This is a genomic window from Kitasatospora sp. NPDC051164, assembly GCF_044455625.1.
In the GTDB taxonomy this organism is placed as follows: Bacteria; Actinomycetota; Actinomycetes; order Streptomycetales; family Streptomycetaceae; genus Kitasatospora.
The window spans coordinates 62956-78016 of sequence record NZ_JBITFB010000033.1 but is presented as its reverse complement, the minus strand read 5'-3'; the positions used below and the strand labels follow the sequence as shown (position 1 = coordinate 78016).

Annotated in this window: 15 protein-coding genes; 1 reads left to right on the top strand and 14 read right to left on the bottom strand. The window is 72.6% G+C overall.

Features of this window, described 5'->3' with window-relative positions; all coding sequences use genetic code 11:
* Positions 1-11: 11 nt before the first annotated feature.
* The 6 genes from rlmN to rpsB form a co-directional block, all read right to left on the bottom strand.
* Complete coding sequence (rlmN, locus tag ACIBEC_RS37545) at positions 12-1112, bottom strand: 23S rRNA (adenine(2503)-C(2))-methyltransferase RlmN (RefSeq protein WP_360504676.1); 1101 nt, start codon at positions 1110-1112, stop codon at positions 12-14.
* A 73-nt stretch (positions 1113-1185) separates the two neighbouring features.
* Positions 1186-2421 carry a phosphatidate cytidylyltransferase gene (locus tag ACIBEC_RS37540; protein WP_360504675.1) on the bottom strand — a complete coding sequence of 412 codons (1236 nt, stop codon included), beginning with the start codon at positions 2419-2421 and terminating at the stop codon, positions 1186-1188.
* 281 nt (positions 2422-2702) lie between these two features.
* Positions 2703-3260 (bottom strand): ribosome recycling factor, encoded by a 558-nt coding sequence (frr, locus tag ACIBEC_RS37535; RefSeq protein ID WP_359900627.1) that lies wholly within the window; start codon positions 3258-3260, stop codon positions 2703-2705.
* 99 nt (positions 3261-3359) lie between these two features.
* Complete coding sequence (gene pyrH, locus ACIBEC_RS37530; RefSeq protein ID WP_360504673.1) at positions 3360-4124, bottom strand: UMP kinase; 765 nt, start codon at positions 4122-4124, stop codon at positions 3360-3362.
* A 261-nt stretch (positions 4125-4385) separates the two neighbouring features.
* Complete coding sequence (gene tsf / locus ACIBEC_RS37525) at positions 4386-5225, bottom strand: translation elongation factor Ts (RefSeq protein WP_360504671.1); 840 nt, start codon at positions 5223-5225, stop codon at positions 4386-4388.
* Positions 5226-5355: 130 nt separating this feature from the next.
* Complete coding sequence (gene rpsB / locus ACIBEC_RS37520; protein WP_360504669.1) at positions 5356-6261, bottom strand: 30S ribosomal protein S2; 906 nt, start codon at positions 6259-6261, stop codon at positions 5356-5358.
* Between the two features lie 608 nt (positions 6262-6869).
* On the opposite strand from rpsB, the gene ACIBEC_RS37515 reads away from it, so the two are divergent.
* Entirely contained in the window at positions 6870-7541 is a 672-nt protein-coding gene (locus tag ACIBEC_RS37515) for a M23 family metallopeptidase (RefSeq protein WP_360504667.1), read from the top strand.
* Here the strand turns inward: ACIBEC_RS37515 and ACIBEC_RS37510 are convergent.
* The 8 genes from ACIBEC_RS37510 to lepB all read right to left on the bottom strand — a co-directional run bounded on the left by ACIBEC_RS37510 (position 7528) and on the right by lepB (position 15053).
* Positions 7528-8130 (bottom strand): helix-turn-helix domain-containing protein, encoded by a 603-nt coding sequence (locus ACIBEC_RS37510; protein ID WP_360504716.1) that lies wholly within the window; start codon positions 8128-8130, stop codon positions 7528-7530. The genes ACIBEC_RS37515 and ACIBEC_RS37510 overlap by 14 nt on opposite strands.
* A gap of 223 nt (positions 8131-8353) precedes the next feature.
* On the bottom strand, positions 8354-9388 hold the full coding sequence (whiG, locus tag ACIBEC_RS37505) for an RNA polymerase sigma factor WhiG (RefSeq protein WP_360504665.1): 1035 nt from the start codon (positions 9386-9388) through the stop codon (positions 8354-8356).
* Positions 9389-9642: 254 nt separating this feature from the next.
* The gene (dprA, locus tag ACIBEC_RS37500) at positions 9643-10890 is read right to left on the bottom strand and encodes a DNA-processing protein DprA (RefSeq protein ID WP_396289957.1); all 1248 of its coding nucleotides are present in this window, start codon (positions 10888-10890) and stop codon (positions 9643-9645) included.
* Positions 10887-12596: a YifB family Mg chelatase-like AAA ATPase gene (locus ACIBEC_RS37495; protein ID WP_360504663.1), complete on the bottom strand. Its 1710-nt coding sequence runs from the start codon at positions 12594-12596 to the stop codon at positions 10887-10889. The genes dprA and ACIBEC_RS37495 overlap by 4 nt, the downstream gene beginning before the upstream one ends.
* A gap of 1 nt (position 12597) precedes the next feature.
* Positions 12598-13032: a YraN family protein gene (locus ACIBEC_RS37490; protein WP_360504712.1), complete on the bottom strand. Its 435-nt coding sequence runs from the start codon at positions 13030-13032 to the stop codon at positions 12598-12600.
* 297 nt (positions 13033-13329) lie between these two features.
* Positions 13330-13656 carry a DUF2469 domain-containing protein gene (locus tag ACIBEC_RS37485; protein WP_030056781.1) on the bottom strand — a complete coding sequence of 109 codons (327 nt, stop codon included), beginning with the start codon at positions 13654-13656 and terminating at the stop codon, positions 13330-13332.
* A 55-nt stretch (positions 13657-13711) separates the two neighbouring features.
* Positions 13712-14185 carry an NUDIX domain-containing protein gene (locus ACIBEC_RS37480; protein ID WP_360504661.1) on the bottom strand — a complete coding sequence of 158 codons (474 nt, stop codon included), beginning with the start codon at positions 14183-14185 and terminating at the stop codon, positions 13712-13714.
* Positions 14186-14297: 112 nt separating this feature from the next.
* Positions 14298-15053, bottom strand: coding sequence for a signal peptidase I (gene lepB / locus ACIBEC_RS37475; protein ID WP_360504657.1), 756 nt, complete (start codon positions 15051-15053; stop codon positions 14298-14300).
* Between the last annotated feature and the right edge of the window lie 8 nt (positions 15054-15061).

Sequence of the window (15061 nt, the reverse complement as noted above, 5' to 3'; positions counted from 1 at the left end):
GCTCCCGGGGGCTAACCCGCTGCGGCGAGCTGGCCGCAGGCGCCGTCGATCTCCTGGCCGCGGGTGTCGCGGACGGTCGTCGGCACACCGTGCGACTGCAGCCGGCGGACGAACTCGCGCTCGTCCTCGGGCCGGGAGGCGGTCCACTTGGAACCCGGGGTCGGGTTCAGCGGGATCAGGTTGACGTGCACCCGGTGGTTCTTGATCAGCCGGCCGAGCAGGTCGGCCCGCCACGCCTGGTCGTTGATGTCCTTGATCAGCGCGTACTCGATGGAGATCCGGCGGCCGGACTTCTCCGCGTAGTTCCAGGCCGCGTCCAGCACCTCGTCGACCTTCCACCGGGTGTTCACCGGCACCAGCTCGTCGCGCAGCTCGTCGTCCGGGGCGTGCAGGGACAGCGCCAGGCGGCAGCTGAGGCCCTCGTCGGCGAAGCGGTGCATCGCCGGGACGAGCCCGACGGTCGAGACGGTGATGCCGCGCTGGGACAGGCCGAAGCCGTCCGGCGCCGGGTCGGTCAGTCGGCGGATCGAGGCCAGCACCCGGTTGTAGTTGGCCAGCGGCTCGCCCATGCCCATGAACACCACGTTGGACAGCCGCGCCTCACCGCCCGGGATCTCCCCGTCCTTGAGCGAACGCATCCCGGCGGCGATCTGCTCGACGATCTCGGCGGTGGAGAGGTTGCGGGTCAGCCCGGCCTGGCCAGTGGCGCAGAACGGGCAGTTCATGCCGCAGCCGGCCTGCGAGCTGATGCACATGGTGACCCGGTCCGGGTAGCGCATCAGCACGGACTCCACGAGCGTGCCGTCGAAGAGCTTCCACAGCGTCTTGCGGGTGGCGTCGTCGTCACAGGAGACGTGCCGCACCACCGACATCAGCTCGGGCAGCAGGCTCCCGGTGAGCTTCTCCCGGCTGGCGGCGGGGATGTCCGTCCAGCTCGCCGGGTCGTTCGACATCCGGCCGAAGTAGTGGTTGGAGAGCTGCTTGGCGCGGAACGGCTGCTCGCCCAGCTCGGCGACGGCCTCCTTGCGCTCGGCGGGGCTCAGGTCGGCGAGGTGTCGCGGGGGCTTGGCGCCGCGCGGCGCGACAAAGGTGAGTTCTCCGGGCTTAGGCATGGTTGTTCCAGTGTCGCAGACGCGCGAGGGCCCCGGACGCCAGGCGTCCGGGGCCCTCGCGGGTACGCGCGGATCAGCTGCCGACGAAGGCCGTCAGCAGCAGCCAGACCACCGGGGCGGTCGGCAGGAGCGAGTCCAGCCGGTCCATGATGCCGCCGTGGCCGGGCAGCAGCGTGCCCATGTCCTTGATGCCGAGGTCACGCTTGATCATCGACTCGCCCAGGTCGCCCAGGGTCGCGGTGACCGCCGCGCAGCCGCCCAGGATCAGGCCCTGCCACCAGCTGCCGTCGTCGATGATCAGCTGCATCAGCACCGCGCCCGCCAGCATCGACAGGCCGATGCCGCCGGCCAGGCCCTCGCGGGTCTTGCCGGGGCTGATCGTCGGGGCCAGCTTGGTGCGGCCGAACTTGTAGCCCACGGCGTAGGCGCCGGTGTCGCTGCAGATCGTGACGATCAGGAAGAGCACGATCCGCTGGGGGCCGTCGTCGGCCGCCAGCATCATCGCCACGAAGGTGGCCAGGAACGGCACGTAGAAGGCGGTGAACACCCCTGCTGTTATGTCCCGCAGGTAGTTCTCCGGCGGTTCGGCCATCCGCCAGACCATCACCGCCAGCCCGGTCAGCGCGAGCGAGGCCGCGGCCCACTGGATCCCGGACCAGTAGCCGGTCGCGACCATGGCGATGCCGCCCGCGACCAGCGGGATCAGCGGCGCCTTGATCTGCTTGCGCTCGGAGAGCCGGCTGGTCAGCTCCCAGACGCCGACCGCGACCGCGGCCATCACGACGGCCAGGAACAGTGCCTTCACCACGAACAGCGAGGCGACGATCACCGCGCCGAGGCCGACGCCCACGCCTATGGCGGCCTGGAGATTACGGCCGCCGCGCTGCTTGCGCGGCTGCGGCTGCGGGTCGGGCTGGGCGGCCACGGGTGTCTCCTGCCCTGGATGGGACGACGGCACGAAGTGGGGCTGTCCGGCCGCCGGGTGGCTGGGCGGCGGCGCGGAATGCACCGGTGCCCCCGGGTACGGCGGGGTGCCGTGGCCGGGGGCGGTGGCGGTGTCACCGGATATCGCGCGCAGCACGACCGTCTCCGTCACGCCGGGCGGCGCGGTCTCCGGCTGCTCGTCCCGGAACAGCGGGCCGCTCAGCCGGCCGGCTTCCCGGGCCTGGCCTGCGGCGGGGTCGGCCGGTCCGCCGGTGGGCTGACCGGGCGCGGGCCGGCCCGGTGCCGCGGACGCGCCGCGGCCGACCGGTCGGCCGCCGCCGGGCACACCCGGAGGCGGGCCGGGGTCGGCCGGTACGGGAGGCATGACCTGAGTCTCCTCCGCGTCGCCGCCCCAGTACACCGGAGGCTGCTGCGGGTGATCCGAACGGAGGTCCCGCTCCGGCGGGCCGGCACCCGGCGCGCCCGGGGGCACGGCTCGGCCGCCCGGGTGGCCGGGGTGTCCCTGGACCGGCGCCGCCGGTTCGCCGTACCCCGGCGCCGGATGGGCCGGGGTACGGGATGCCTGCGGCTGCGGCGCCGGGCGGTAGGGCTGGAACTGCTGGTCGGACGGGCCCCAGTAGCCAGGGGCGTCAGGGGCGTCGTTCATCAGACCTCGAGCAGCTCGGCTTCCTTGTGCTTCAGCAGCTCGTCGACCTGGGCCACGTACTTGGCCGTGGTGTCGTCGAGCTCCTTCTCGGCGCGGCGGCCATCGTCCTCGCCGACCTCGCCGTCCTTGACCAGCTTGTCGATGGCGTCCTTGGCCTTGCGGCGCACGGCACGGATCGAGACCTTGGCGTCCTCGCCCTTGGTGCGGGCGATCTTGATGAACTCCCGGCGGCGCTCTTCGGTCAGCTCGGGCAGCACCACGCGGATGATGGAGCCGTCGTTCGACGGGTTGACGCCCAGGTCGGAGTCGCGGATCGCCTGCTCGATGGCCTTCAGCGCGGTCTTGTCGAACGGCGAGACGACCGCCATCCGCGGCTCCGGCACCGAGAACGAGGCCAGCTGGTTGATCGGCGTCACGGCGCCGTAGTACTCCGCGACGATCTTGGCGAACATCGCCGGGTGCGCACGGCCGGTACGGATGGCCGCGAGGTCGTCCTTGGCGACGCCGACGGCCTTCTCCATCTTCTCCTCGGCCTCGAGGAGGGTCTCTTCGATCACTGTGGTCTCCCTGTCCGGTTCATCTGCTGTTGTTCCGACCGGTGTCGGCGCGGCGGCCGTTCGCGGCTCCCGCACCGTTCCCGTACGGCTGGTTGCTGCTCAGGCCCGGACAGAATCCTGGCTGATGAGTGTGCCGATCTTCTCACTCTTCACCGCACGCGCGATATTGCCCTCCGCCAGCAGTTCGAAGACCAGCATCGGGAGGTTGTTGTCCTTGCACAGCGTGATCGCGGTGAGGTCGGCGACCTTGAGGTCGCGCGCGATGACCTCGGAGTACTCCAGCGCGTCGAACTTGACCGCGTCCGGGTTCGTCCGCGGGTCGGAGTCGTAGACGCCGTCCACGCCGTTCTTGCCCATCAGCAGGACGTCGGCGTGGATCTCCAGCGCGCGCTGGACGGCCGTGGTGTCGGTGGAGAAGTACGGCATGCCCATACCGGCGCCGAAGATCACCACGCGGCCCTTCTCCAGGTGCCGGACGGCCCGCAGCGGGAGGTACGGCTCGGCGACCTGGCCCATGGTGATGGCGGTCTGGACCCGGGTCTCGATGCCCTCCTTGACCAGGAAGTCCTGCAGCGCCAGGCAGTTCATGACGGTGCCGAGCATGCCCATGTAGTCGGAGCGGGCCCGGTCCATGCCGCGAACCTGCAGTTCGGCGCCCCGGAAGAAGTTGCCACCACCGATGACCACCGCGACCTCGGTACCGGCGCGGACGACCGTGGCGATCTCTCGGGCGATCGCGTGCACGACGTCCGGGTCGACGCCGAGTCCGCCGCCACCGGCGAAGGCTTCACCGGACAGCTTGAGCAGCACCCGGCGGCGCGAGCCGACCCTGGGGTCCTGCGCGGTCTCCTGCGTCTCCTGCATGGACTTCTCCTTTTTGCACCTACTGGTCACAGGCGCGGGTGTGCGGATGCCCCGCCTGCGCGTACACGCGAGGAGGCCACTGCCGCGGGAACCGGTTCGGTGTCCTGCACGGCAATGGCCTCCTCGTCGTTCATGGTGCCGACGCGAGCCCGCCCGTGGGCGGTTGGCGCTGGGTGAGCCCGTTCGGCGTTCCTCCCGCCCTGGTCAGCGGGCGGGGGCGGTTCCCAGCCTAAGGGGGCCGGGAACCCGGTGGAACGTGGCTCAGGCGCCGACGCGGAAGCGGGCGAAGCGCTTGAGGGCGACGCCGTTCTCCTCGAGGACCTTGGCGACGGTCTTCTTGTTGTCCTTCGCGAAGGCCTGCTCCAGGACGGAGAACTCCTTCACGAAGCCGGTGACGCGACCCTCGACGATCTTCGGCAGGGCAGCCTCCGGCTTGCCCTCCTCACGAGCGGTGGCCTCGGCGACGCGGCGCTCGTTCTCGATGTCCTCGGCCGGGATGTCCTCGCGGGACAGGTACTTCGGGGCGAAGGCGGCGATGTGCTGCGCGACGTCCTTCGCGACCTCGGCGTTCTCCTTGTCCAGCTCGACCAGGACGCCGACGGCCGGCGGCAGGTCGGGGCTGGTCTTGTGCAGGTAGACCGCGACGAAGCCGTCACCGTCGAACCGGGCGAAGCGACGGAAGACGATCTTCTCGCCCAGGGTCGCGTTGGCCTCGTCCACGAACTGCTGGACGGTCTTGCCGGCCTCGATCTCGGAAGCCAGGGCGGCGTCCAGGTCGGCCGGGGCCGTCTTGGCGACGTGGGCGGCAATGGCGTCGGCGACCTTGACGAAGTTGTCACCCTTGGCGACGAAGTCCGTCTCGCAGTTCAGCTCGACCAGAACGCCGGACTTCTTGTCCTCGGCGATCAGCGCGGCGACGGCGCCGTTGGAGGCGTCGCGGCCCTCGCGCTTGGCAACGCCCTTCTGGCCCTTGATGCGCAGGAGCTCGACGGCCTTCTCGACGTTGCCCTCGGCCTCGTCCAGGGCCTTCTTGCAGTCCATCATGCCGGCGCCGGTGAGCTCACGGAGCTTCTTGACGTCCGCGGCGGTGAAGTTCGCCATGGTGTGAATCTCTTCTCGCGTCTCGCGTGTCTGCGTGGAGTGGCGCCGGGACCGATGGTTCGGGTCCCGGCGCTGGAGAGAGGGGCACCTGCCGGCTTCGTACCGGCGGGTGCCCCTCACCCTTGGTACGTCAGGCCTGCTCGGCCGGCGCCTCGGTGGCGGGAGCCTCGGCGGCGGGGGCCTCCTCGGCGGCCGACGCCTCGGCAGCGGGGGCCTCCTCGGCGGCGGGGGCCTCGGCGGCGGCGGGGGCCTCCTCGGCCTTCTCGCCCTCGATGAGGTCCTTCTCCCAGGCGGCCAGCGGCTGGTCGGCGCCCGGCTCGGCCTTGGCGTCGCCCTTGGCGACACCGGCGCGGGACTTCAGGCCCTCGGCCACGGCGTCGGCGATCACGCGGGTCAGCAGGGTGACGGAGCGGATCGCGTCGTCGTTGCCCGGGATCTTGTAGTCGACCTCGTCCGGGTCACAGTTGGTGTCGAGGATGGCGACGACCGGGATGTTGAGCTTCCGGGCCTCGCCGACCGCGATGTGCTCCTTCTTGGTGTCCACGATCCAGACGGCGCTGGGAACGCGCTGCATGTCGCGGATACCGCCGAGGGTCTTCTCCAGCTTGTCGTGCTCGCGCTGGAGGACCAGGAGCTCCTTCTTGGTGAGGCCGGAACCGGCCACGTCCGAGAAGTCCAGCTCGCCGAGCTCCTTCAGACGCTGAAGGCGCTTGTAGACGGTCGAGAAGTTGGTCAGCATGCCGCCGAGCCAGCGCTGGTTCACGTAGGGCATGCCCACGCGGGTGGCCTGCTCGGCGATGGCCTCCTGGGCCTGCTTCTTCGTGCCGACGAAGAGGACGCTGCCGCCGTGGGCAACGGTCTCCTTGATGAACTCGAAGGCGCGGTCGATGTAGTTCAGCGACTGCAGGAGGTCGATGATGTAGATGCCGTTGCGCTCCGTGATGATGAAGCGCTTCATCTTCGGGTTCCAGCGGCGGGTCTGGTGACCGAAGTGGACGCCGCTCTCCAGCAGCTCCCGCATCGTGACGACGGCCATTGCCGTGCTCCTCAGGTGTTACGGCCCGACAGCGGCACTGCGTCGCAGCGATCGCCCACAGCCGGGTCAGTCTCGGTTTGTCCGTGGCGGCCAGGTGACAGCCACGCCTGACGCCCCGAACGTGCCGAGCCGCTTGCGCCCGCTCGGCCGGGGGCCGGTCGGGCTCGGCGGACCGAGCGGCACTCGCACCTGGCGGGGCTGCGGACGAACCGCGTCCGGCCGCCGGTGGCGGGGCGTGCGAAGTCGACCCGGCGGACCGGGTCGCGTGTGAAGTGTACGGGAAGCGCCGAGCGACGGGCGACTTCGCGAGCGGCCGAGGGCCTGCCGAGGACCCGGGAAGAACCTGGGAACGGCCGGGACGGGCGGGTCGGCGGGGGTGCCGACGGGCGGGTCGGCGGCGGTACCGGCGCCGGGGGCGGCGGAGCTGGGGAGCGTGCGTGCGCCGGTCGGCTGCCTGCCCGCGGTTGGCCACCGGTATGCCGCTTGTACACCGGATGGCGGCCTCCGTACACCCGTTGGAGGGACGGCGGTCGGACGCGGGGGCGGTTTGTCCACAGGAATCCGGATCCGGGTGGTGCGGGGGGCGGCCGGGCGGCGAGCCTTCGCGCATGACTGCTCGTGCGTGGTTCGTCGGGATTCGGGGGCTGGTCGCCGTGGGGGTGGCGCTGGGGGTGGTGGGGGCGCTCGGGATGCCGGGGACAGCGGCGGGGGCGGCGGGCGGCTCGGGCTCCGGCAATGGCTCCGACTCCGGCTCCGGCTCCGGCAGTGGCTCCGGCAGTGACTTGGGCCCGCGCGGTGCCCGGGCCTGGCCGGTGGGCGGGCCCGGCGCGGTGCTGGGGCGGTTCGAGCCGCCCGCGAAGCCCTGGGCCGCCGGGCACCGGGGAGTGGACCTCGCCGCCGAGCCCGGGGCGGAGGTCCGGGCGGCGGCCGCCGGCGTGGTCACGTTCTCCGGGCTGGTGGCCGGACGTCCGGTGGTGACCGTCTCCCACCTCGGCTCGGGGTCTCCCCCGCTCCGGACCACCTACCTGCCGCTCACCGGCACCCTCCCGGTCGGCACCGCGGTGGCCGCCGGGCAGGTGATCGGCCGGCTCGCCCCGGACGGGCGGCACTGCGCCGCGCGCGACTGCCTGCACTGGGGGCTGCTGCGCGGGGGCCGCTACCTGGACCCGCTGGCCCTGTTCGGCGCGGGTACGGCACGGCTGCTGCCGCTGGGCTCAGAACCGCTGGGGGCCGAGCGTCTGCAGCCGTCGGAGGCCGAGCAGGCGGTCACGCCCGGCTGAGGCCGTGCAGCGCGAAAGCGACGGCGGCGGCCGCGATCTCCTCGGGGTTCTCCGGGTTCTCGGGGTTCTCGGTCGGGCAACCGGCGTGCTCCCCGGTAGTCACCTGCTCGGCTCGACGGACGGCCGCCTCCACGACCCCCTGCAGCAGCACCGCGGCGAGCCGGGGCCGCTCGTGGCCCAGGTCCTCCAGCGCCCGGACGACCAGGCCGGCCAGCCTGCCGTGCGCCGCCCGGATCCGCTCGCGCGCGGCCTCGTCGAGCTCCAGCGCCGAGATCGCCACGATCGCACGGTGGCGCGGGTCGGCGGCCAACGCCAGCTGACCCCGGACGTACGCCTCGATCCGCTCTGCGGCGGTGTCGCAGCTCCCCATCCCGGCCTCGATCTCGGCCGCCCAGAGCGGGAAGTCCACCTCGCAGAGCGCCTCGACCACGGCGGCGCGGGAGCGGAAGTACTCGTAGACCGAGGAACGCGCCAGCCCGGTACGCGCGGCAAGCGCGGGGAAGGTCAGGGCCTCCTTGCCACCCTCGGTGAGCAGGGTGCGGGCAGCGTCGAGGAGTGCTGCTCGCTGCAGCTGGCGATGCTCGGCCACCGTGGCCGCTCGGATCTTCGGCACGCTCCCACTGTACGGAGCCCTGCCCGCGGCCGATAAGGCGCCGCGCATGCGGAGGAGGCAGGGGCCCGCCGGGCAGGCCCGGCCTGTCCGGCTGAACCCCGCGCCGCCGGATCGGGGCGCTACGGGATCGGCGCGCGACCGGATCGGCGCGCGACCGGATCGGCGCGCGACCGGATCGGGGCGCTACCGGATCGGGGCGCTACCGGACCTCCGAGAGCTTGGCGCGCAGCTGGAGGACGGACTTGGTGTGGATCTGGCTCACCCGACTCTCCGTCACCCCCAGCACCTGCCCGATCTCGGCAAGGGTCAGTCCCTCGTAGTAGTAGAGCGTCACGACGGTCTTCTCCCGCTCGGGAAGGGTGTTGACCGCCTGGGCCAGCAGTCTGCGCAGCTCGCGGTCCTCGGCCACCTCGACCGGGTTGTCCGCGCCGTGGTCCTCCAGGGTGTCCATCAGGCTCAGCCGGTCGCCGCCCTCCCCCACCGGGTGGAGCAGCTCGTCCAGGGCCACCACGTTGGCGAGCGACAGCTGGCTGAAGATGGCGTGCAGGTCCTCGATCGCGATGCCCATCTCGGCCGCGACCTCGGGCTCGTGCGGCGTCCGGCGCAGCCGGGCCTCCAGCGTCGCGTACGTCCGCTCGACCGCCTTCGCCTTCTGCCGCACCGAGCGCGGGATCCAGTCCAGGGCGCGCAGCTCGTCGATGATCGCGCCGCGGATGCGGCTGATCGCGTAGGTCTCGAACTTGATGGCGCGCTCGATGTCGAACTTCTCGATCGCGTCGATCAGCCCGAAGACCCCGGAGGAGACGAAGTCCGCCTGCTCGACGTTGGAGGGCAGGCCGACCCCGACCCGCCCCGCCACGTATTTGACGAGCGGTGAGTAGTGCAGGATCAGCTGCTCGCGCAGCCGCTGGTCGCCGGTCTCCTTGTAGGAGCGCCAGAGCTCTTCGAGCGCGCTGCGCCCCTGGGTCACGGCGTCCGGGCCGGCCTGTCCGGTGTCCGCGGGCGTGGCGGCTGGTGTCGCGGCGGATGTGGCGGCGGTTGTGTCCACCGGCGCGTCGCCGGCGCGGACCGCCTCGGTGCCCCGGGTCGCGTCTGCGGGCTGGCCTGGCACCACCGTCGGCCGGCCGCCCTGGCGCGACAGGCCGCCCATCGCCCCCGCCGACTTGGACGGGAACTCGGTCGCCGGGCGCCGCTCGGTCCTCGGCCCTCCCGAGGACCGAGCGCCACCGGTCACTCTGTGTCCGGGAATGTGTGTGGGCATGCGTTGGTCTGCGCCGTTCTGCCGAGTCATGTGCTGATAGGGAAGGCATGTGGAGCGTAGCGTGACCGACTCACTGCAAAGCGCTACCGCCACTCGGTCGTCCCCCGATCCGGTGGCGTTCACTCACCGGATCCGGGCACACGAGCGGAAGACCCGGATCAGCAGGTCAGCCGGGCGGTTCGGACACGCGCCCTCCCTCGGCGCACGCGCGTTCCCTGCTCCGACGCTCACCTCCTCCGCACCATGCGCCAGTGCGCGCCGTGTCGCTCGACGTAGCCGAGCGAGCCCAACTCGTAGAGCCGCTGCAGCACTTCGTCCGGCGGGAGCCCGGACTGGCGGGCCAGTCGTTCGACCGGCGCGCCCTCCGCCGTCGCCGGTACGGCTTCCAGGACCCGGGCCACCGGGGGCTCCAGCAGGTCGCGCGGCAGCACCGGTCCACTGCGCTGCGGGGCCAGGTCGTCCCCGATCGCCCCGATCAGCTCGGTGATCTCGGCCGCGTCGGTGACCAGGGCGGCGGCGCCGCTGCGGATCAGGGCGTGCACCCCGGCCGAGAGCTCCGAGGTCACCGGGCCGGCGACGCCCATAGTGTGGCGGTTGAGGTCCCGCGCCCGCCTCGCCGTGCTCAGGGCTCCGCTGCGGACCGCCGCCTCGACCACCACGGTGCCCCGGGTGAGCGCCGCGATGACCCGGTTGCGTAGGACGAAGCGGAAGCGGTTCGGGTGCTCCCCGGGCGGGAGTTCACTGACCAGCAGACCCTGGACGCCGATCCGTCGGATCAGTTCGGCGTTCCCCTTCGGGTAGGCCACGTCGACTCCGCAGGCAAGCACCGCGACGGTCATCCCTCCGACGGCGAGTGCGCCGCGGTGGGCGGCCGCGTCGATCCCGTAGGCGGCGCCGGACACCACCACCCAACCGCGCTCGGCCAGTTGGGCCGACAGTTCGCCGGCGACGTGGGCGCCGTAGGCCGTGCAGGCCCGGGAGCCGACCATCGCAACCGAGCGGAGCGCGAGCAGCCTCAGCGAGCCGGTGCCGATCGTCCAGAGCCCGATGGGACGGCCGTCGCCCAGGTCATGGAGTTGGCTGGGCCATTCCGTGTCCCCCGGAATGATGAACCGCCCACCGGCGAGCCGTACCCGTTTCAGGTCCATCTCCGGGTCCAGCCCCGGAAGTCTCGCCTGGTACCCGGCCAGGCGGGCGGAATCCAGCCCGGGGTGGTCGGGCACCGTCCCGTCCCGGATCGCCTGGACCACGTCGACGGCGGGGAGCCGGCCGAGCCAGCGGCCGACCACCGCGTCCCCCGGTTCGCTGAGCCGGCTGAGCACGACGCGGGCGAGGCGCTCGGGATCGGGCGCTGCCGTGGCGTCGGTGGGATCGGTTCCTGGCCCGATCCGGAGCTGGGGCCCGAGCCCGGCTCCAGCTCCGGCTCCAGCTCCGGCTCCGCTGTGGGCTTGGGGGTGCCTCACCAACCGGTTCATGCCTCGCCCTCCGCGTTCTCCGTCTGCTCGGCACGTGTCCCGGGCCGACCGCCGTCCGGCGGGCCGCCGCGCTGGGCCGGGATGCCCCCGAGCCGGCCGGTGCCCCGTTCGGTCAGCGCCAGCCCGTGCTCCACCCCGGTGCGCAGGACCAGGGCGGTGCGCAGGTCCCGCTGGTCAGGCCGGTCGCGGCCGGCGAGGTCGGCGACCGTCCAGGCGACCCGGAGCACCCGGTCCAGGCCACGGGCGGTCAGCAGCCCCCGCTCCAGCTGGCGTGCGACATCGTTGAGCGCGCCGGGCGCGAGCTGCCACCGCGTGCGCAGCTCGTGGCCCGGGACCTCCCCGTTGGTCCGCCACGGGGTGTCCGCCAGCCGGGCCGCCGCCCGCTCCCGCGCGGCCAGCACCCGGGCCGCGACGGTCTCGGTGCTCTCCGCCGTGGTGTCCCGCTCCATGAGTTCGATCCTCGTCACCGGGGCGACCTGGACCTGGAGGTCGACCCGGTCCAGCAGTGGCCCGGAGAGCCTCCCCTGGTAGCGGCTGACCATCACCGGGGTGCACTCGCAGCCCTCGCCCCGCCGTGAGTGCCGGCCGCACGGACAGGGGTTGGCGGCCAGGCAGAGGAGGAAGCGGGCCGGGAGCCGGAGCGACCCGGCCGAGCGGGCGATCACCACTTCGCCCGACTCCAGCGGCTGGCGCAGTGCGTCGAGCACCCGGACCGGGAACTCCGGCGCCTCGTCCAGGAACAGCACGCCCCGGTGGGCCAGCGAGACGGCGCCCGGTCGCGGCAGGCCGCTGCCGCCGCCGACGATCGCGGGCATCGTGGTGGAGTGGTGCGGGGCGCAGTAGGGCGCGGTGTCGATCAGCGGGCGCCCGACCGGGAGCAGGCCGGCAACCGAGTGCACGGCGGTGACTTCCAGCGCTTCCTGCTGGGTCAGCGGCGGGAGCAGCGAGGGCAGCCGCTCCGCCAGCATGGTCTTGCCCGCGCCCGGCGGACCCTTCAGGTAGAGGTGGTGTCCTCCGGCGGCGGCGATCTCCAGGGCTCGCCGCGCCTCGTACTGGCCGGCCACGTCGGCCATGTCGAGGCGGGCCGCCTTGTCCTCGGACAGGCCCCGCACGCTCGCGCTGGGCAGCATCAGCCCGGCCATCAGCGGGTCCGGTCGGCCTCCGATCGGATCGGGCGGCTCCTCCGGCGGCGGCGCTCCGGTCAGGATCGCGACCAGCTGGCGCAGGCTGCGGACGCCGATCACCGTCACCCCGGGGACGAGCGAGGCCTCGGGCGCGGTCTGCTCGGCGACCACGACCCGTTCGTAACCGGCATCGGCGGCGGCCAGCACCGACGGGAGCACGCCGCGGACCGGCCGCACCCGGCCGTCCAGCCCCAGCTCGCCGATGATCAGCAGCTCGGCGATGGACGACGGGTCGAGCCGCTCGGCGGCGGCCAGCACGGCGCAGGCCACCGCGAGGTCGAAGCCGCTGCCGCTCTTGGGCACCGAGGCGGGGCTGAGGCCGACCGTCAGCTTGCGCTGCGGCCAGGCCTCGCCGCTGTTCACCACCGCGGCGCGGACCCGGTCGCGGGACTCGGTGAGCGCCTTGTCGGGCAGGCCGACCAGGGTGAACGCGGCCACCCCGGGCTCCAGATCGGCCTGGACCTCGACGATCACCCCGTCGACGCCGACCAGCGCGACGGAACAGGTTCGGGCGAAGGCCATCTCAGACCACCCCCCGCAGGTGGTCGACCAGGGCCGCACCCCGCGCCCGGTTGACCACGGCGACCAGGTCGATCCGCACCCCACCCGGCGGGGCGGGCGGCCAGTGCGGATCTGTCGGCGCCACGTCGTCGTCGGCCCCGGCCAGCCGGGCGAAGTGACCGGGCCAACGCTCGGCCATCCAGCGCTCGGCCAGGCGTTGCAGCCGGGCGGCCTTGGCCTGGTCGATGGCCTCGGTGGGCTGCTGGAAGCCCCGCTCGGAGCGGGTCTTCACCTCGCAGACCGCCACGGTGTCGCCGTCGAGGGCGACGATGTCCAGCTCGCCCTCGACGCAGCGCCAGTTGCGGTCCAGGATGCGGAGCCCGGCCTCCGCGAGACGGCGGGCGGCGACCCGCTCCCCGTAGCGGCCGAGCGCGTTCCTGGTGCTGCGGTCCGGGATCCCCCGCGGCTTCTTCCCGGGCACGGCCTGCTCCGGTACGGCCGTGTCCGGCGCGGTCGGGTCGGCTACGGCCGTGCCCGGTGCGACCTGCTCCGGTACGGCCTGGTCCTGCTCGACGGTGTGCTGCATGGTGACCACCTCCGCCGAGGAGGCTGCACCACCGCGCACGGCGGGGCCCGGAAATTCCGTTTCCCTGTGGATAACTCGGGCCTGTGGACAACTTCTGTCACCCGCAGGGGTGAGAAGCCCCGATCCCGCGAAATTCGGCTGGACAACGCGGGCCGGAGTCGTTCAACGTCAGTTCCCGAAGCCGGACTCGTCCGAGGGCAGCTCCAGGTCGCTCTTAGCGAGTTCCTCGATGTTCACGTCCTTGAAGGTCAGCACCCGGACCTTGCGGACGAACCGGGCCGGCCGGTACATGTCCCAGACCCACGCATCCGCCATCGACACCTCGAAGAACACCTCGCCCTGGACCGAGTGCACCTGCAGCTCGTAGTCATTGGTGAGGTAGAACCGTCGCTCGGTCTCGATCACGTACTTGAACAGGCCGACGACGTCCCGGTACTCCCGGTAGAGCTTGAGCTCCATCTCGGTCTCGTACTTCTCGAGATCTTCGGCACTCATCCAGGCGTCCCCTCAACTTGTCACGTCCACCCATTGTGGACCACCGCACCCACGGTCAGAGCCGCACCGGGTCCACCGGCGGGCCCTCGGCCAGCAGCCGTGCCAGGAAGTCCGCCAGGCCGGCCGGATAGACCATCTCGCCGGTCCCCCTCAGTTCCTCGACCGTCCACCAGCGCGCCGCGAGCAACTGGGCGTGCTCGTCCGCGCCCATGCCCGAGTGATCCAGGCCCGTCTCCGTGGTCCGGGCCAGGTGGAACCACTGTTCCTGCTCGAAGCGCTGTCCCTGAAAGGAGAACGACACCGTGCCGTACGCCACCAAGGGCCCCAGGTCCACGCCCCGCAAGCCGGTCTCCTCCGCGAGCTCCCGCTCGGCGGCCTCGCGCACGTCCTCCCCTGCTTCCAAGCCGCCCCCGGGCGTGAACCACCATGTCTCCCCGGGGACGGCCGGGTCGGCGCCCCGGAAGAGGAGGATGCGGTCCAGCCCGTCCAGCAGCAGGATCCGCGCCGCCCGGCGACGCTGTGCTGTCATGGCTGCGCTCCACGCTCCTTCCGTTCGCATCGGTGGCGCTACCGATCCTGCCACCCGACGCCGCCGTTCGGGGCGATGTTCGCCAGAGCGGCCCGCGCCGCGACGGCCCCGCTCAGGAGCTGCGCCCCCGGCGGAGCCGGCGGGCCAGGCCCGCCACCCCGCCCACCGCCGAGGTCACCAGGATCAGCGCCGCGCCGGCGACGGTGGCGTAGGCGGCGGGCTCCAGCGGGCCGGGCTGCGACGCCCTCGGCCCCGTGAAGCCGTCGAAGGCCGTGGTCCGGTCGAGCAGGCCCGTCCGGCCGAAGGGCTTCAGGGTGGCCTCGACCCTGGCCTCGATGACGTCGGCCGGGACGGTCCCGCCGTCGACCTCCAGGTGGGTGCGGGAGTCGAGCGAGCCGACCCGGTTGTCGCCGAGCAGGAACAGCCGGCCCTGCGGCACCGTCACGCTGAACGACTCGCCCTGGCGGCCCTGCGTCGCGAGGTAGGGCTCGTCCACCGGCTGTCCGTTGACCGTCAGCTGACGGTTGTCCCCGCTGGTGGCGACGGTGTCCCCGCCGACCGCGACCACGCGCTTGACCATGAGCTCGCCGCCCCAGGCCTGGTCCCGGAAGACCACCACGTCCCCCCGGCCGACTTTCCCGCCGTCGGCCTTGCGAGCCAGCACGGTGTCTCCGACCTGCAGCGTCGGGTGCATCGAGGCGGTCGGGATGTTGTACGGCCGGTAGTCGATCGCGATCAGGGCGAAGCCGCCGATCATCAGCACCAGCCCGAGCGCCAGCGCGACGCCCTGCATCACCGCGGCGAGGCGACGGCGCTCACGGGCGGGCGCGGCCGGGCGATCGGCCGTCTGCTCCACGACACTGCTCATCGACACCG